The following is a 17,765-nucleotide window of genomic DNA, read 5'->3' on the forward strand; positions in this document are numbered from 1 at the left end:
CAGGTGTTCGCCATCATGTAGGCTGGGGCTACATCGAATGTTTCGCCGGGTTCGTGGTCGGGGTGTCCGGGTATTTCGGTTGCCGCGGTGCCTCGGGTGCCGCAGACTGACCGGCCGATGCCAAGTCCTGCGCGAATCCGGAATCGGTTCGGCGTGATTCTTTTATGGTCGCGTCTGCCGACGGCTGATGGACGCACTACGGCCGGGCGCGCTGTGGCAGGTCGGGCAGAAGCCGAACGCGCGACCGGACGGACGGCAGGCGGGCGCACTGCGGCGGGTCAGACCACGACCGAGCGCACTGGGGCGCGTTGGGCGAGGACCGGATGCTCCGCCGCAGACCTGAAGCACGGCCGCCTTTACGACCGCCTGCGGCAGGGCCGCGGCCTGGTGCTCGACCGCACCGAGCAGCTGAACGTCGAAGGATGGGCGGACCGAGTCGACCTCCTCGCGGACTCCACCGCGGCGCTGGACGCTCCGGCCCTCCTGCTGCGTCCTGACGGATACGTCGCCTGGATCGGCACCGACCAGCAGGACCTCAGCGAGCACCTCGCGCGGTGGTTCGGCAAGCCCGCCTGAACCCCAACGCCGAGTGCCGCATAACCGAGCCGGCGGGATGTGCAATCCGTGAGGGGAACCCTGAGGGAATCTGATTCCCTCAGGGTTCCCCTCACGGACCTCCACCGCGCTCGTCCACGCCCGCCCGCTGCCGCATAATCGCCACGTGCCGCTCACCCTCGAACCGAGCACCAGCGACCTCGCAGGCACCAGGCTCGCCGTCTCGCCGCTGTCCGAAACCGTCTCCGGCCTGCAGACCCTCGCCGGATGCTGGGGCCGGTTCCGCCACGAGCGCTGGACCCGCTGGGCCGCGAACGAACTCGCCGCCCGCCCGCTGAACCTGGCCTGGAGCTGGCCGTTGCTCGTCACCGGCCGGACCAGCTGGCCGCAGTTCCTCCTGCCCGCCCCAGCCCGCGCGGCGACCACGATCGACGACGCACTCACCGCGATGCGCCAGACCACGGCGAGCCAAGTGCGGCGAAGCCTGCACGGCGTATTCGGCGACCACCTGCCCGCCCCAGCCCGGGCACTCGCCGCCGACCCCGAAGCCGGGCTCCGCGTCATCGCCGCCGAACTCCGCGAGGCGCACGACCGTCTGATCGCCCCGCATTGGGCCCGGCTGCGCGCCGTCCTCGACGCCGACATCGCCTACCGCGCCAGGCAATGGGCCGACGGCGGCGCGGGCAGGTTGTTCGCCGGTCTGCACGCCGAACTCGACTGGCGCGACGGCTGCCTCGTCCTCGACGGCGACCGCCGTCCGTCTCCCGGCCGACCGGCCGGCGGGCTGGTGCTCTCCCCGGTCGTGCTCGGTCCGCCGTGGGTGATGATCAAACTGCACACCACCACCCAGACCACGATCCGCTACCCGGCCCGGGGCAGCGGTGCACTGTGGACAGCCGCTGAGCGCCGTCCGGTCGCGCCCGCGGTCCGCCTCCTGGGCCGTCGTCGAGCCGAACTGCTGGAGACCCTGCGCTCCCCCGCCACGACCACCGACCTCGCCGCGGCGCTGCACGTGTCGCCGAGCGCGGTGTCGCAACACCTCCGCGTCCTGCGCGACAGCGGCCTGGTGATCGGCCGGCGGTCCGGCCGCGCGGTCCTCTACCGCACTACTGAGCACGGAATGCGCCTGCTGGACCGCGAAGCTGACCGCCCGCCACGTCCCGATCCCACGACCGAGGCACAAATGTGACAACTCCGCCCCCGGTGCCACATTTCCGGAGTACGATCTCGCCGACCGCGACCAGCCTCGCGGAGAGGGGAAGCGGCGGGGATGAGCGACAGCTGGCAGGTGCCCGGGTTCACCGAGGTCGACGTGCTCGGCGTCGGCGGCTTCGGGCGGGTCGTACTGGCCAAGCACCAGGAGTCCGGCCGGATGGTGGCGATCAAGTACCTGCTCGCGGAGTACCTCGCCGACCCGGACATCGCGGCCGGGTTCCGGCGCGAGGCGTGGTTGCTGTCCGGCGTCCGGAGCCCGCACGTCGTGCGGCTGTTCGACTTCGTCGAGACGCCGCAGGGCGCGGCGCTGGTGATGGAAGCCGTGCCCGGCGTGTCCCTGCGCGCGCTGCTGGCGACGGAGAACGTCCTCGCCCCTGAATCCGCGCTGGCCATTCTCAAGGGTTCGCTGCTCGGTCTCGCCGACGCGCACGCCGCCGGAGTCGTCCACCGCGACTACAAGCCGGGAAACGTCCTGGTGTCGCGAGAGGGTCAGTCGAAACTTGTCGACTTCGGACTGGCCACTTTGGACGGCCACAACGGACTGACCGCCGGGTCCCCGTCCTACATGGCACCCGAGCAATGGGCCGGGCAACCGGGACAGCCCGCCACCGACGTGTACGCCGCCACCTGCGTGTTCTACCAATGCATTACCGGACACCAGCCTTTCGAGGCGACCACCACCGACGAACTGCGCTCGCTGCACCAGATGGCGCCCGTCCCGCTCGACGCGGTGCCCGAGCAGCTGCGCCCGCTGATCGCGCGCGGCATGGCCAAGGACCCGGCGTGGCGACCGTCCACAGCGGACGCTTTCGTGACCGAACTGGAAACCATCGCCCGCAAGGCCTACGGAAAGAACTGGGAGAAACGCGGCTGGAAGCGGCTGGCCGCCTCGGCCGCCGCCCTGACCGCGCTCACCCCGCTGGCACTGCTGACCACCGCTGGCACGGCCACCGCACCGATCGGAGCGGGCGCGGTAGCGGCCGGGGTGCCCGCCACGGGCACCGGAGCGGGCGCGACGGCGGTGATCGTCGGCAAGGTCGTCGCTGTGCTGGTGGTCGTCGGCGCGCTGGTCACCGGCGGGATCCTGGTCTTCAATCGCCAGGACGATCCGCCCGCGCCCGCCGCGCTCACAGTGGCGATCCAGACCGACTCCGGGCGGGACCAAGCCCTGCCGATCACGTACAACCTCCAATATCCGCAAGTGTCCGGCGGACCGGATCCTGTCGTGCGGAAGCGCATCAATGACGCTCTGCGCGCCCCGGTCGACAAACGGCTGAAGGCGATCCGCGACGCGCGCGCCAATCCGGACTGGCAGCAGCAGTTCACCGACACCGGGGACACGCCCGCGGCGCGCACGACCGCGCAGATCCTCCTGCAGACGCCGAGCCTGCTTTCCGTTCGCTACGACCACGATCTCGACTCGCAGGTGCTGGGGCACACGACCTGGCGTTTCCCGGAGACTGTCAACGTCGACCTCGCCACCGGGAATCCGCTCGGCCCCCAGGACATGTTCCGGCCCGAAACACTGACCGCGGACGGGATGAAAACGCTGACCGCCCGCATCGAACCGCACACCAAGAACGGTTTCTGCCGGGAGCCGACCGTCGGCTACGACGAAGGCCGGAAAACCACCGTCGACGCGTCGGACCGGGTTCCCGGCCGCGGGCACGTGCCGGCGGCGCCGATCGGGTTCACCAAAACTGGAGTCCAGTTCGAAATGCTCTGGTACGACCTCGGGTGCATCATGGCAGCGGGCAAAGAAACCGCAGTCCTTCCCTACTCCGAAATCAGCGATCTGCTGCAACCGAAATTCCTGGCAATGCTAGGCGCCGCAACACCTTCCTCGACGCCCTCGCCGCCGACCTCGTCTTCCCCAGCAAGCAGCACCACCTACACCAACCCTCGCTTCGGCTTCACCGCGCGCGTCCCGCAGGGCTACACCCCAGCTCCGTACAGCCCGGACAACGGCGACGGAATGACGTTCACCAACACGTCCCTCGACGCGACTTTGACCGTCTGGGGCACCAACTCCGGCGGCCGCACCGCCGCAGCGGCGCTGGCCGACGCAGCCGCCGAGGCGGAAGCCGCAGGCGGTCGCGTGACCTACCGCAAGGACGAAGGCGACCACTACTCGATTTCCGGCTACCAAAGCGACGGCAAGATTTTCTACGAGAGAGGTTTCCTCGGTAGCGGGTCGACGGCGTCGCTGCGCTGGGTCTACCCGCGCGAGCACAAAACCGAACTCGACACGCCGGTGAGCGTCACCGCGGAGTCCTTCCGCCCAGGCGACCTCTCCCAGCCGCACTGACCGTCTCCAGGAGCACGCCCGAATCGTCATTCGCTTCCGAGCCGGTCCGCGAGTTCTCCGGCGAGATAGTCGAGAGCGAGCCGGGCCCGGTGCGGCACCGAATGCGCGGACGGGTAAACCGCGTAGATCGGAGCGTCCGGAGTGGGAACGTCCGCCAGTACCTGAACCAATTCGCCGCTCCGCAGCAACGGCGCGACATTCCACAGCGAACGCATCAGCAGCCCGTGCCCGGCGAGGCACCACTGGGTCGCGATCTCGCCGTCGTTGCTGATCAGCGCGCCGGGGACCCGGACCGTGGCCTCGTCGCCGTCCGTGCCGAAGCGCCAGATCGCGTAGTCCGAGTCGTTTTCGCGGATGACAATGCAGTCGTGCCCGGGAAGGTCGTGAATGGACCGCGGCGGTTCCCGGTCCCGCAGATAGCCCGGCGCGGCGCAGACGACCCGGCGGTTCGGGTGCAGCAACCGGGCGTGCAGATTGGAATCCCGCTGCCGTCCGACGCGGATCGCGAAATCGAACGGAGTGCCCGCGATGTGCAGCGGCAGATGCGACAATTCCAGGTCGATTTCGACGCCGGGGTGCAGCCTCCGGAACTCGCCCAGCAGCGGCGCGATGTGCGCCCGCCCGAGCCCGATCGTCGAATGCACCGCGACTCGCCCGCGCACGCCGTGGCGCAGCCGCCCGACCTCCTCCTCCAGGTCGGTGATCTCGGGCAGCAGCCGGGCGGCGCCGGCGGCGTAGCGCTCCCCCTCGTCGGTGAGGTTCAGCCGGCGCGTGCTGCGCGTGACCAGCTGCACGCCGAGCCGCCCCTCCAGCTGCGTCAGCCGTTTGCTGACCGCCGACGGCGACACTCCCCAGCGGCGCGCGGCCTGGGTCAGCGTCTCCGAACGGGCGACCACGTCGAAGAACTGAAGATCGTCCAGACCGGGCAGATCCATGCCGCTCCTTTCGCCTGACGCAACAGTGTCGTGCGAGTTCGGGGGTTTTTCGCGGGTTTCGTGCTTCATACGATACGCAGCACCTCCCGCGAACCTCGACTTTCAAGGACTTCGACCATGACGACCACCTACCGGATCGCCGTGATCCCCGGAGACGGGATCGGCAAGGAAGTGGTGCCCGAGGGCGTCCGCGCGCTCGCCGCCGCGGCGAAAACCGGCGGCTTCGACCTCGACCTGGTCGAGTTCGGCTTCGCCAGCGCCGACTACTACCTCGAGCACGGCGCCATGCTGCCGGACGACTGGTTCGACCAGCTGCGCGATTTCGACGCGCTGTTCTTCGGCGCCGTCGGCTGGCCGGACGTGGTGCCCGACCACGTGTCGCTGTGGGGCAGCCTGCTGCAATTCCGCCGCCGCTTCGACCAGTACGTCTCGCTGCGCCCGGTGCGGCTGCTGCCGGGCGTCGCCAGCCCGCTGGCCGGCCGGGCTCCCGGCGACGTCGACTTCCTGGTCGTCCGGGAGAACACCGAGGGCGAATACTCCAGCATCGGCGGCAAAATCTTCGAGGACACCGACCGCGAGACGGTGGTGCAGGAGACAGTCATGACGCGCACCGGCGTCGACCGGATCCTGAAGTACGCGTTCGACCTGGCGCGGACGCGGCCACGGCAGCGGCTGACGTCGGCGACGAAGAGCAACGGGATCTCGATTTCCATGCCCTACTGGGACGAACGCGTCGAGCGCATGGCCGAGGGCTACCCGGACGTGACGACGGACAAGTACCACATCGACATCCTCGCCGCGAACTTCGTGCTGCACCCGGACTGGTTCGACGTCGTCGTGGCCAGCAACCTCTTCGGCGACATCCTGTCCGACCTCGGCCCGGCCTGCACCGGCACGATCGGCGTCGCGCCCAGCGCCAACATCAACCCGGAGCGGACGTTCCCCAGCCTGTTCGAACCGGTGCACGGTTCCGCGCCGGACATCGCGGGCAAGGGCGTCGCCAACCCGGTCGGCCAGATCTGGTGCGCCTCGATGATGCTGGACCACCTCGGCGAACCCGCCGCGGCGGCGGCCGTGCTGCGCGCGATCGAGGACGTCCTCGGCCGTTCCGACGCCCCGCTCACCCCGGACCTCGGCGGGAACGCCACCACCTCGGACCTCGGCCTCGCCATCGCCGAAGCCGTCCGCTGACCCGTTCGCTGGAGAACTCAATGACGAGCACATCCACTGCGGCCACGGCAGAAAACCCGCCCGTTCGACGAACCTGGAATCCGTTCAAGGCCAAGGTCGGCGGCGTGCCGCTGCCCGTGCCGGTCCTCCTCACCGCCCTCGTCGTCGCCGCGGGCGCGGTGCACCGCATTCCCGAAGACATGATCGGCGGGCTCGCGGTGATCACCGGCTTCGGCCTGCTGCTCGGCCCGCTCGGCAACCGGCTGCCGATCATCTCGAGAATCGGCGGCGGAGCGTTGCTGTGCCTGATGATTCCGTCGGTCTTGGTCTACTTCGGAGTGTTCGACGACAACATCCTCAACGCCACTGCGGCCTTGATGAAGAAGGCGAACTTCCTTTACTTCGTCATCTCCGCCTTGGTCGTCGGCAGCATCCTCGGCATGCGCCGGACGACGATGGTCAAAGCACTCGTGAAGATTTTCCCTCCGCTCGTGGTCGGCACCGTCGTCGCGGTCGGCACCGGAATCGGCGTGGCGATGCTGTTCGGCTATTCCTTGCACCGGGCGTTCTTCTTCATCGTCGTGCCGATCATCGGCGGCGGCATCGGCGAAGGCGTGGTGCCGCTGTCCGCGGGCTACTCGCACGCTCTGGGCGGCGAACCCGCATCCTTTGTCGCGCAACTGATTCCAGCCGCCGTAATCGGGAACATCGTCGCGATCGTCACCGCTGGTTTGCTTCGCCGGCTCGGCAACCGCCGCCCGCACCTCGACGGCGGCGGCGATCTGGTCAAACACAACGCTGCCGTGCTCGCGGACGCACCCGCCGCGGTCCCGAACTACGGCGCCGGAATCCTGGTCATCTGCACCATGTTCGTCACCGCCACGCTGTGCGAACCCGCGCTGCATCTGCCCGCCCCGGTTCTCACCATCGTCTTTTCGGTGCTGGCCAAGCTTTCCGGCGCGGTGCCCGCCAGCGTCGAGCAAAGCGCCCGGGCCTGCTACGACCTGGTCGCCGGGCATTTCATCTATCCGGTCATGGTCGGGCTCGGGATGCTCTACGTCCCGCTGAAGAGCGTATTCGGCGTGATCTCCCCCGGTTACGTGATCACCTGCGCGGCGGTGGTCCTCTCGATGGCCGCCTCCGGTTTCCTCGTCGGCAAGCTGCTGCGGATGTACCCGGTCGACGCCGCCTTGGTCACCGTCTGCCACAGCGGGCTCGGCGGCACCGGGGACGTCGCCATCCTTTCCGCGTCCGACCGGATGGTGCTCATGCCGTTCGCGCAGATCTCCACCCGCATCGGCGGCGTCGTGACCGTGATCAGCGCGGCGTCGCTCATCCAAGCTTTCCACTGAGGACGGTCATGAAAGTCTTGCTGGCCCCGGACAAGTTCAAAGGCAGCCTCAGCGCGGCCGAGGTCGCCGCCCACCTGGCCGACGGGCTGGCCGACCGAGGAATCGACAGCCACACCCTCGCACTGGCCGACGGCGGCGACGGAAGCGTCGCCGCCGCGCTGTCCAGCGGCTTCCGCCCGGTGCCGGTAACCGTCACCGGCGCGACCGGCCAGCGCCGCAGGTCCGTCTTCGCTTTCGACGGCACCACCGCTGTCGTCGAGGTCGCCAGCACCTGCGGCCTGCAAACCCTGCCCGCCGGCCCGGCTCCGCTTTCCGCCTCAAGCCGCGGTTTCGGCGAGGCGCTGCGGCACGCCCTGCACCTCGGCCCCCGCCGCGTCGTCCTCGCCCTGGGCGGCTCCGCCAGCACCGACGGCGGCGCCGGCATGCTCGCCGCCCTCGGTGCGGTGTTCACCGATCACCACGGCCGGAAGCTGGAAACCCTTAACGGGCAAAAACTTCCCGACCTCGCCGCGATCACTCTGCCGACGCTGGAGACCGAGATCGTCATCGCCACCGACGTCCGGAATCCGCTGCTGGGCCCGGCCGGTGCGGCGGCGGTGTACGGACCGCAGAAGGGCGCGACCCCAGCCGACGTCGAGTACCTGAACGCTGGCCTGGACCACCTCGTCCAGCTCGCCGATGCCCGCGCGTTAGCCGACACGCCCGGTGCCGGAGCCGCCGGCGGTCTCGGTTTCGCCGCTCTCCTGCTGGGCGGGCGGATCGTGTCGGGTGCCGATTTTTTCCTTGACCTGCTGGACTTTCCGGCCGCCTTGCGCCGCTGCGACCTGGTCGTCACCGGCGAAGGGCGGATCGACAGCCAAACCGCGGAAGGGAAGCTCGCCGCCGCTGTCGCCCGGCGAAGCGAGGGGGTGCCGGTGATCGCGGTCGTCGGGCATTCCTCCTTGGCGCAGGAGGAGGCGGCGGCGCTTGGTTTGTCCGCGGTGCATGCGTTGACTGATCACAGCGCTGCCGATCCTGCTGCGGATCCGGGGCTGTCCGGGGAACTGCTTCGGCGGATCGCGCGGACTGTCGAACTGCCGGAAATCCATTAGACGCGGACCGCGAGGCGTGATCTGATCGAGGCGAACGTCCCGGGATGTCCGATCGAGAGAGTTGCCTTTGCCGACAACGCACCCTGCCGACGAAGACATGGTCAAGCGTCTTCTGGCCGCGCAACTGCCCGAGCTGGCGGCCCTCCCGCTGTCGCGGCTCGACCCTGCCGGTTCGGACAACGTCATCTACCGGCTCGGGGACAGCTTGTCCGTGCGTCTGCCGCGCGGAGAGTGGGCGGCGGGACAACCGGAGAAAGAATCCCGGTGGCTCCCCCGGCTCGCGCCGCACCTGCCGGTCGCGATCCCCGATCCGGTCGCGCTCGGCGCACCGGGCGAAGGCTATCCGTGGCAGTGGTCGGTATCCCGCTGGCTGACAGGCTCGCCCCCGGAAATCGGCAGCCTGCCCCGCCCGGACCGGACGGCGACCGAGCTGGCGCGGTTCGTCGCGGCTCTCCACCAGATCCCTGTCGACCCCTCGCTCGCCTCGGGACCGCACAACGGGTTCATCGGCGCGCCGCTCGTTCGACGGGACGCCGACACCCGCGTCGCGATCGCCGCGACCGCCGACGTTTTCGACAGCGCCGCGCTCACCGCGGTCTGGGACGCCGCGCTCGCGGCCCCGCCATGGCCGCATCCGCCAGTGTGGGTGCACGGCGACCTTCACCCGGGCAACCTCCTGATGGCGGACGGACACCTCAGTGCTGTGCTCGATTTCGGCGAGCTCGGCGTCGGCGATCCGGCGTGCGACGCGCTGATCGCGTGGACGCTGCTCCCTCCCGCGGCACGAGAGATCTTCCGTGCCGAATCCGGCCTCGACGACGACGCGTGGACCCGCGGGCGCGGATATGCGTTGAGCACCGGGCTTAACGCCTACACTGCTTACGCAGCAACGAATCCCCGGGTGGCCGCGAGCACGAGGCACCAGATCACCGAGACTCTGGCGGACTTCCGATGAACCCGTGCGGACTGTCAACCTTCGCCACACGATTCGCGCGCGGTAGCACCGAAATTCAGTGATCGTTCAGCGCTGTCCACAAGTTCGGCGTAAGTCACGATATCGATCCTGCTGAGGTGACTCGCATAGGTGCGGAGAGCTTCGCCGATCTGCCGCGCGTCAGCGTCGGGTTGGAACTTCGGATGCCCGATCACGACGGTCGCGAACGCTCGCCTCGTCTCCACTCCGAACGCGTCCGCGATCTCACTGCGGCTTTCGTCGAGTTCCTGCAGGTAGTGCGCGGCTTGCAGCACGGCGTCGTGCACTGCCGAAGTCGGGATCCACCGGTTTCGGTGACGTTTGACGATCTTGACGTTCGCCTTCTTGAGTTCCACGACGTGCAGGACCCCGTCCGGCCGGAGAAGCGGGATGTCCGCCTCCATGCCCAGCATCAGACGCCGCTGGGCCAGTTCGCCGACGTACTTTCCCCCGAAAATCCACCAAGAATTCGAGAGCGCCTTGCGGATGTGTTCCTCGGAGCTGTAGCGATTCTCGACCACCCTGGTGATCTCCGCGAGCTGAGCACGGCGCCGCCCGACTTGAATCGCCGTCAGAAGTTCCTCCGCCCCCGGCAGTTCGCCCAACCCGTCGAGTGAATCGTTCTCGGAGTCGAGGGGACGAACGTAGTCGACTCGATCAGCCAGGACATCGACTAGCCAAGCAGGGCCGTCGGTGCGGATCCGGTAGGCGCCGTAGTGACCCGCGCGCCTCGCCCGAACGAAGCGCAACGCCCTGCCGCTCTGTTCGGCGAAATAGTTCTTGACCTCTTCGCCCGAAGCTCCCGGATTTTTCTCGAGATACCCCGCGACTTCGGTCGCCGTCAGCCCTTTCAGCGCGCTGAAGGTCCGGTTCAGCATCTGCAGATCGTCTTGCCCCGTCCCGGAATACAACGGGTACTTGACACACAGGTCGTCCTCCAGCACCGTGCCCGTCGCGTAGCCGAGCGCGTCGTTCAATCCCTCCACGGTCGGCTCATCGCCGTGCTCCCGCGCAGCCCGCAGCGCGAATTCCACAAGTTCAAGCAGCTGCCGTCCACCCTTGTACGGACTCCTCGGACCCAGGTGGTCAAGCACGTCCATCACTGGCCGCGCTACCTCGTCGCCGCTCGCGTGCTCATGAAGAGCCAGCAGCAAGTTCTTGAGCGTCAAATCGGATCTGATGTACACCATGCCCCCACGCGAAATCAGCCAGCCAGCCTCATCGTATGCGGCGGCACGAACCGCCCGGGGACGTCCGAAAGCGACCGCTCGCCGCTGCTCCATTCGGATGATCGACAACTCCCTCGCCCGGCATCCCGCCCCTGGCCCGCCTAGCCTCGACGGACCCGGCGGCCGCGCGCTGTCCCGCGTCAGCGAGGCCCAGCTCCGCGGCCGTTTCCGACAACGTTGTCGCCCCGGGCGCACCACCGCGGGACCGGCCGGACGAGAGGAAGAGCGATCCATGGCTGATCGGAGCACCGAGCAGGGCCAGGCGAGCCCGGGAGAGACCGCCGCGAGCGCGGCTCCCGCCGGGCCCAAGAAGCTCCGTTCCCGGCACATCACGATGATCGCGCTCGGCGGGATCATCGGGGCCAGCCTGTTCGTCGGCTCGGGGAACGTCGTGCGCGCCGTCGGGCCCGCCGCCGTGGTTTCCTACCTGATCGGCGGGCTGCTGGTCTTCCTCGCGATGCGGATGCTCGGCGAGATGGCCGCGGCGCGTCCGGCGATCGGGTCGTTCATGGAGTACGCGCGGGTCGGGCTCGGCGAATGGGCGGGGTATCTCGTCGGCTGGCTCTATTGGTACTACTGGATCGGCGTGATCGCGTTCGAGGCCGTCGTCGGGGGTTCAGTGCTCGGCGGGTGGTTCCCGGCGGTGCCGCAGTGGGCGTTTTCGGTGGTGCTGCTGCTTTTCTTCACCGCCACGAACCTGGTGTCGGCGCGGTCGTTCGGCGAGGTCGAGTACTGGCTGGCGAGCATCAAGGTCGCCGCGATCATCGTGTTCCTCGCGGTCGGCGCGCTGTTCGCGTTCGGGCTCTGGCCGAAGGCCAGCTTCTCGATCCCGAACCTCTGGCAGCACGGCGGGTTCGCCCCGAACGGCTGGTGGCCGGTGCTCAGCGGCGTCGCGATCGTGATTTTCTCGTACTTCGGCACCGAGATCGCGGTGATGGCGGCGGCCGAATCCGAGGACCCGGCCAAGGGCGTGCGGCAGGCCGTCGTCACGGTGATCTGGCGGATCCTGCTGTTCTTCGTCGGCGGGGTGCTGCTGATCGTCACCATCGTGCCGTGGAACCAGCTGCCGAACCCCAAACAGGAAGGGCCGTTCGCGCACGCGTTCACGCTGTTCGGGCTCCCCGGCGCCGGTCTGGTGATGAACGCCGTCGTGCTCACCGCCGCGTGTTCGGTGCTCAACTCCGGGCTCTACTCCGCGGGCCGGATGTTCTCCGCGCTCGCCGAGAAGCGGCTCGCCCCTCGGGCGGTGGCCAGGAAGAACAAATCCGGCGTGCCGGTCGTCGCGGTGGCGGCTTGCACGATCGGCGGCTACATCGCGGTCTTCGTCAACTTCGTCGCGCCGGACTCCGGCATCTTCGACTTCATCATGAACTCCGCCGGACTGGTCGCGCTGTTCGTGTACTCGTTCATCGCGTTCACCCAGATGCGGATGCGGCACAAGATGACGCCGGAGGAGCGCGCCGGGCTGAAGCTCAAGATGTGGCTGCATCCCTGGCTCGGCATCCTGACCGTCGCCGGCGTCGTGGCGATCGTCGTGGTCATGCTGCTGACCGACGATTCCGCGCGCACCCAGGTGTGGACGAGCATCGTGTCGCTGGCGGTGATCGCGGCGTTCTGGCCGCTGGTGCGCCGCAAGCTGCGGAAGGGCTGAGAACCTACGGGTGCAGGAGCAGTTCGGCGATCTCCTGCACCCGGGCCCAGTCGATGCCGGTCCGCTGCTCGACCGCCAGCGGATGGTCCGTCGGCTCCAGCTCCACGATCGGCCGGATGCCGGGCGGCTGGCTGTGCAGATTGGTCTTGAGGTTCAGCGTCGTCGGCTCGTAGCCGGGCAGTTCGGTCGACAGCCAGCCGAAGTACGGCGGTTCGTTGACCCGCGCGGGGTCCTCCCACAGTTCGGTGACGCGGGCGAAGCTGGTTTCGCTGAGCGACACCCACACGCCCCACTCGAAGTCCTCGCCGTCCGTCATCGGCAGCACCAGGCGAGCCCGGACGAAGAAGTGTTCCCCGTCCAGCACGCACTGTTCCCCGCTCAGGAGGCAGCCGGGCTTCCCGGCCAGTCCGTCGTGCCAGTACGCCGGGGCGGGCGCGCCGTAGGCCAGCGGGAGTTCGTCGTGGCGGCGACCGCAGCACGAGCAGTCGAACCCCGGGTCAGTCGTCATGATCGAGAGCATATCGAGCTGCCGGGGGAAGGGCCGCCGGGTCAGGGAGTTCAGCCCGCCGGGCAGTGCAGCGACCTCCGCGAGACCGGGAAGTCGAAGAAGGTGTCCGGGAACGTCTCCGGCTTGAACGTGTAGTGCCACCATTCCTCGGGCAGGTTCTTGAACCCGGCCCGCTCCAGCCCGTGCAGCAGGAGCATCCGGTTCTCCCGCTGCTTGCCGGCGATCCGCGGGTCGAGCGTGTGCGCGAGGGTGTCGAAGCAGTCGAAGCCCGTGCCCATGTCGATCGAGTTGTCCGGGAACCGTTCGGCTTTCGGGCCGTAGCAAGGTTTCAGCGGCTCACCGGGGTGGTACGGCCGCGTCGGGAACGCCGGGAGGCGGACGAGTGTCAGGTCCACCGTGCTTCCCCGGCTGTGGCCGGATTTCGCCGCGATGTAGCCGTCCGCGAAGAGCCGGTCTTTCTCCACGCGCGGGTAGAACTCGGCTTTCATCCGCAGGTCCGAGAGATCCTCCGCCCAGCGCACGAAGTTGTCGACCGCGCGCTGCGGGCGGTAGCAGTCGTAGACCTTCAAGGTGTAGCCCTGGCGCAGGAACGACAGCTGCGCCTTGTGCAGGGCGACGGCGGCGTCCCGGGTCAGGATGCACATCGGCTGCCGGTAGCCGTCGACGCGCCCGCCGGTGAAGTTGTGCGGAGTGAGGTACCGGATTTCCTGCACGATGGTCGGATCGACGTCGCGCAGAGCGACGAATTCGGGCGGGGCCTTCGGCTCCGATGCGGCCGGCGCCGGCGGGGCGGCGACGAGACAGGTCAGCAGGCTCATCGCGGCGACCGCCAGGCCGCGCGTCGTCTTTCCGCGCATAGCCGGATTGCTTACCACAAGAACACGCGCCGGAATAGGCGTTGCCGGGTCCCCGGGCGCGGAGCGAAGCCGCACCCGGGGAAGCGGTCAGTAGTCCCACACAGTCGGCACGAACCGGAACGCGTTGCCCGCGACCGCCACGTGGCAGACCGACGGGAACGGCAGGTGCGTGGCCACCAGCTGCTCGCCGCTGGCCGCCAGCTCCTTAAGCAGCTTGATCCGGACGCGCGCCGACTCCTCGGGGTCGTGCTCGAAACCGTTGTACCAGTCCGGATTCTCGAACCCGGGCTGGAACACCGCGTCCCCGGCGAAGGTCAGCCGGTCGCCGCCCGACTCCAGCCGGACGATGCTGTGGCCGGGAGTGTGCCCGCCGGTGCGGCAGATCCGCACCCCTGGAGCCACCTCGTGCTCGGTCTCGAACGGCCGCAGCTGGCTTCGGTAGACGTCGAGGAACCGCGTGGCGGTCGTGCGCAGCACCTCCGGGATCGGCTCCGGCATGACAGTGCGGGAAAAGTCGGGCGCCTGCCAGAACTCGGCTTCGGCCGACGCCAGGTGCACCCGCAGGTCCTCGCGCAGGCGGCCGCGGAGGCCGTCGACGAGCAATCCGCCGATGTGGTCCATGTGCAGGTGGGTGAGCACCACGTCGGTCACCGACGCCGGGTCGATCCCCGCCGCGACGAGCCGTGCCGCCAGCTGCCCGGCACGCGGGAAACCGGGGAATTCGGTGCCGAGGCCGGAATCGACGAGGACCGTCCGGCCGCCGCTGCGCACCACGGCGACGTTCAGCGGCCAGTCGATCATCTCCGGCGGCAGGAACATTTCGCGCAGCCAGGCCGACAGATCGGCCCGGTCGGCGTTGGTGGCCAGCGTTTCGGCGGTGATCGGCAGCACCCCGTCGCTGATCACCAGCACGTCGATGTCGCCGACCTTCAGCGCGTAGCGCGAAGGGACCGCCTCGTCGAGACGGGCGGAAGGGGCCAAGCTCATGAGTTCTCCTCGGGAGTCGCACAGCCAGATCGTCGGCTAAGACCGGACGGCTTCCCGGTTTGTGACAACTTGGGCGGAAAAAGGTTCTCCCGCCCAGGATTCCCAGCGGACAGGTCAGGCTCGCGGCGCGGCGTTCGGCGCCTTCCGCACCACTCGCCGCCGCCCGTCCGCGCGCAGCATCGGCCCGAACCGCAGCCGCGCTTCCTCGGCCAGCTCGACGCCGAGATCCACCTCGTACTCCTCCGCCGAGGCGGCGATGCGCAACCGGTCGCCCCGCCCGGCGAGACCGGTGATCCGGTCCCGGGCCACCGCCAGCAGCTGCACCCCGTGCGTCAGCGGCCGCCTGCCCAGCACGTGCCGCACGACGACCAGCTCCTGCCGCGTCAGCACGACGAACGCGGCGGGCCGGGATTGCTGCCACAGCCACCGTCGCGGAAGTTCCGGCTCCGCGCCGAGGTAATGCGTCTGCCGCGGGTGGCCGAGCGCCACCAGCGGCGACGCCGGAAGGCGGTCCCAGCCGAGCGAGGGCGGGCCCGCGTGCGCCGGTTCCGGGGCATCGGGCCGGTGCGCTCTGGCCCGCGCGTGCGTCAGGAGGTCGGCCACCGCCGGCCATGCCCACGAGCGGTAGCGGAAAACCAGTGTCGTGCGGACACCGGTTAGCACCAGGCAGGAGTATTTCCCGGCCATCGCGTGCTCGACCGCGATCAGCTCGGGGTACGGGATCGCGCCGACGATGCGCGGATACGGCAGGTCGTCGACCCACAGCGCCACTCCGCGCGCGCCCGCGCCCAGCGCCTGCTCCGGCGTCCACACGACGCCGTCGCCCGAGGGCCGGGTCGCCGACGGGGCCAGGACCAGCTCGCCCGGCCCGATCAGGTCCGCGAGGTCCTCGGCCGCCGCGCCCGGCCGGGACCAGCGGGAAGGCGGTTTGGTGTCGAGCCGGTCGGCGAGGTCGCGGCCGACCTGGATCTCCCACGGCTCGGCCGCGGCGCTGAGCGCGGACCGCGCCGCACCGATGCCGGACATGCGAGCCTCCTGCCGCCGCGGGAGCCGGGCCGGGGCGCCCTGCTTCCAGCGTATACACCGCCGCGGAGCCGGTTCTCATTCCGGACTTCGCCCGGCTGGGACCCAGATCACCCGATTGCCGCAGCCGCTCCGGCCCTGCGCCCGGACCCTCGCCGCCCCTAGAATCGGCAGCGCGGCACCGGAGCCACACCGTCCTTTGTGGACAGCGCGCCGCGCGGCAGCCCGCGTCGACCCTGGAGGAGCCTCGTGCCCGCACCGGAATCCGTGCAGATCGTCACCGCCCGGCGCATCGTGACCATGGCCGGCGCGCAGCCCCCGGCGTTCGCGGTGCGCGGCGAATGGGTCGTCGCGCACGGCAGCATCGCCGACCTGCGCCGCGAGTTCCCCTCCGCGCAGCTGCACGATTTCGGCGACGCCACCGTCGTCCCCGGGTTCAACGACGCCCACCAGCACCCGACCGTCGTCGCCGCCCAAACCCTGCAGGTCGACCTCTCGCCGTCCCGGATCCGCTCGACCGCCGACCTCACCGCCGCCCTGCGCGAACGCGCCGCCGCGACCCCGGCCGGCGAATGGGTGATCGGCTGCGGCTACGACTCCTTCCGCAGCAACGGCGGGCGCGAACTCACCCGCGCCGACCTGGACGAAGCCTGCCCGGACCACCCCGTGCTGGTCGTGCACGTGACGCTGCACGCCGGGGTCGTCAACTCCCCCGGTCTCGCACTGGCCGGTCTCACCGACGCCAGCGAACCGCCGCCCGGCGGCCACCTCGGCCGCGACGCCGCCGGGCGCCTCGACGGCGTCATCCACGACCAAGCCCTCTACGACCTGGCGTTCCCGGCCTTCACCCCGCGCCCGACGATCGTGCGGGACCCGTCCACCGAAGTCTTGGCCGCCGCCTTCACCCGGCACGCCGCCGACCTGCACGCCGCGGGCATCACCTCAGTCGGCGACGCACTGGTCGGCCGCACCGAATGGCAGGTTCTCCGGCACCTGGCCGACCGGAACCAGCTCACCCTCCGGGTGAACGCACTGGCCGCCTACGACCACTTCGACTACTTCCGCGCTCTTCCGGACGGACCGCCCGCCCCGGAAACCCGGCTGCGCCTGGGCGGCGTCAAGACTTTCGCCGACGGTGCCGTCAACGGCGGGACCTGTCTGGTGGAACAACCCATCGAAGGCACCGACAGCTACGGCCTGGAACGCGTCAGCGCCGCCGAACTGGCCGAGACCGTGCGGCACGTGCACGACGCCGGCTGGCGAGTCTGCGTGCACGCCAACGGCGACCGCGCGATCCGCCGCGTCCTGGACGCGGTGGACCAAGCCCAAGCCGCGAAACCGCGCCAGGATCCGCGGCACCGCATCGAACACTGTTCCATCATCGACGACGAGATCCTGAAACGCATGCGCGACCACGGCATGGTCGCGGTGCCGTTCGCCAACTACGCGGCCGCGCATGGGGACAAACTGACCCAGTTCTACGGACCGGAACGCGTCGAGCGGATGTTCGCCCACCGGTCGATGCTCGACGCCGGGGTAGCGGTGGCTGGTTCGTCGGACCATCCGTGCGGGCCGTTCCCGCCGCTGTACGCGCTGCGCAGCTGCGTGACGCGCCGGGCGCCGGACGGGGAGTTGTTCGGGGCTTCGCAGCGGATCAGCGTGGAGGCCGCGCTGGGGGTGTATACGACGGGGTCGGCTTACGCGTCTGGCGAGGAGGCGACGAAGGGGCGGTTGGCTCCGGGGTTTCTCGCGGATTTCGCGGTGTTGGAGGAGGATCCGTTCGAGGCGGATCCGGAGGCGTTGGATCGGGTTCGGGTGCGGGAGACCTGGGTCGGCGGGGAGCGGGTTTGGTCGGCGTAGCGGTGGCGGTCCGTGAGGGGAACCCTGAGGGAATCTGATTCCCTCAGGGTT

General features: G+C 69.5%; 15 protein-coding genes. 9 read left to right on the top strand and 6 right to left on the bottom strand.

Annotated elements, in window-relative coordinates:
• Positions 1-213 precede the first annotated feature (213 nt).
• The 3 genes from ACWGIC_RS24520 to ACWGIC_RS24530 all read left to right on the top strand — a co-directional run bounded on the left by ACWGIC_RS24520 (position 214) and on the right by ACWGIC_RS24530 (position 4,078).
• Positions 214-576: an aromatic-ring hydroxylase C-terminal domain-containing protein gene (locus tag ACWGIC_RS24520; RefSeq protein WP_452078286.1), complete on the top strand. Its 363-nt coding sequence runs from the start codon at positions 214-216 to the stop codon at positions 574-576.
• Between the two features lie 145 nt (positions 577-721).
• Complete coding sequence (locus ACWGIC_RS24525) at positions 722-1,744, top strand: ArsR/SmtB family transcription factor (protein ID WP_452078287.1); 1,023 nt, start codon at positions 722-724, stop codon at positions 1,742-1,744.
• A gap of 81 nt (positions 1,745-1,825) precedes the next feature.
• The gene (locus tag ACWGIC_RS24530; protein ID WP_452078288.1) at positions 1,826-4,078 is read left to right on the top strand and encodes a protein kinase domain-containing protein; all 2,253 of its coding nucleotides are present in this window, start codon (positions 1,826-1,828) and stop codon (positions 4,076-4,078) included.
• Positions 4,079-4,104: 26 nt separating this feature from the next.
• Here the strand turns inward: ACWGIC_RS24530 and ACWGIC_RS24535 are convergent, their stop codons facing one another.
• A complete protein-coding gene (locus ACWGIC_RS24535; RefSeq protein ID WP_452078289.1) occupies positions 4,105-5,013 on the bottom strand; it encodes a LysR family transcriptional regulator in 909 nt (302 codons plus the stop codon).
• A gap of 117 nt (positions 5,014-5,130) precedes the next feature.
• On the opposite strand from ACWGIC_RS24535, the gene ACWGIC_RS24540 reads away from it, so the two are divergent.
• The 4 genes from ACWGIC_RS24540 (at position 5,131) to ACWGIC_RS24555 (ending at position 9,581) form a co-directional block, all read left to right on the top strand.
• Positions 5,131-6,204, top strand: a complete 1,074-nt coding sequence (locus tag ACWGIC_RS24540) for a tartrate dehydrogenase (RefSeq protein ID WP_452078290.1) — start codon at positions 5,131-5,133, stop codon at positions 6,202-6,204.
• A gap of 20 nt (positions 6,205-6,224) precedes the next feature.
• Entirely contained in the window at positions 6,225-7,535 is a 1,311-nt protein-coding gene (locus tag ACWGIC_RS24545) for a 2-hydroxycarboxylate transporter family protein (RefSeq protein ID WP_452078291.1), read from the top strand.
• An 8-nt stretch (positions 7,536-7,543) separates the two neighbouring features.
• Positions 7,544-8,626: a glycerate kinase gene (locus ACWGIC_RS24550; RefSeq protein ID WP_452078292.1), complete on the top strand. Its 1,083-nt coding sequence runs from the start codon at positions 7,544-7,546 to the stop codon at positions 8,624-8,626.
• A 97-nt stretch (positions 8,627-8,723) separates the two neighbouring features.
• Positions 8,724-9,581 carry an aminoglycoside phosphotransferase family protein gene (locus ACWGIC_RS24555; protein ID WP_452078293.1) on the top strand — a complete coding sequence of 286 codons (858 nt, stop codon included), beginning with the start codon at positions 8,724-8,726 and terminating at the stop codon, positions 9,579-9,581.
• Between the two features lie 14 nt (positions 9,582-9,595).
• Here ACWGIC_RS24555 and ACWGIC_RS24560 read toward each other — a convergent pair whose 3' ends face one another.
• The gene (locus ACWGIC_RS24560; RefSeq protein ID WP_452078294.1) at positions 9,596-10,768 is read right to left on the bottom strand and encodes a Shedu anti-phage system protein SduA domain-containing protein; all 1,173 of its coding nucleotides are present in this window, start codon (positions 10,766-10,768) and stop codon (positions 9,596-9,598) included.
• Between the two features lie 292 nt (positions 10,769-11,060).
• Here ACWGIC_RS24560 and ACWGIC_RS24565 point away from each other — a divergent pair, with 292 nt between their 5' ends.
• Positions 11,061-12,479: an amino acid permease gene (locus ACWGIC_RS24565; protein ID WP_452078295.1), complete on the top strand. Its 1,419-nt coding sequence runs from the start codon at positions 11,061-11,063 to the stop codon at positions 12,477-12,479.
• A gap of 4 nt (positions 12,480-12,483) precedes the next feature.
• On the opposite strand, the gene ACWGIC_RS24570 is transcribed toward ACWGIC_RS24565, so the two are convergent.
• From ACWGIC_RS24570 to ACWGIC_RS24585, 4 genes are all read right to left on the bottom strand, one after another.
• A complete protein-coding gene (locus ACWGIC_RS24570) occupies positions 12,484-12,987 on the bottom strand; it encodes a DUF2199 domain-containing protein (RefSeq protein ID WP_452078296.1) in 504 nt (167 codons plus the stop codon).
• Positions 12,988-13,037: 50 nt separating this feature from the next.
• Positions 13,038-13,844 carry a M15 family metallopeptidase gene (locus ACWGIC_RS24575; RefSeq protein WP_452078297.1) on the bottom strand — a complete coding sequence of 269 codons (807 nt, stop codon included), beginning with the start codon at positions 13,842-13,844 and terminating at the stop codon, positions 13,038-13,040.
• Positions 13,845-13,931: 87 nt separating this feature from the next.
• Positions 13,932-14,831, bottom strand: a complete 900-nt coding sequence (locus tag ACWGIC_RS24580; protein ID WP_452078298.1) for an MBL fold metallo-hydrolase — start codon at positions 14,829-14,831, stop codon at positions 13,932-13,934.
• Between the two features lie 114 nt (positions 14,832-14,945).
• The gene (locus ACWGIC_RS24585; protein WP_452078299.1) at positions 14,946-15,857 is read right to left on the bottom strand and encodes a hypothetical protein; all 912 of its coding nucleotides are present in this window, start codon (positions 15,855-15,857) and stop codon (positions 14,946-14,948) included.
• A 246-nt stretch (positions 15,858-16,103) separates the two neighbouring features.
• Here ACWGIC_RS24585 and ACWGIC_RS24590 point away from each other — a divergent pair, with 246 nt between their 5' ends.
• Positions 16,104-17,714: an amidohydrolase gene (locus tag ACWGIC_RS24590; protein ID WP_452078300.1), complete on the top strand. Its 1,611-nt coding sequence runs from the start codon at positions 16,104-16,106 to the stop codon at positions 17,712-17,714.
• Positions 17,715-17,765: the final 51 nt, after the last annotated feature.

This window comes from Amycolatopsis sp. NPDC054798, from assembly GCF_053611505.1.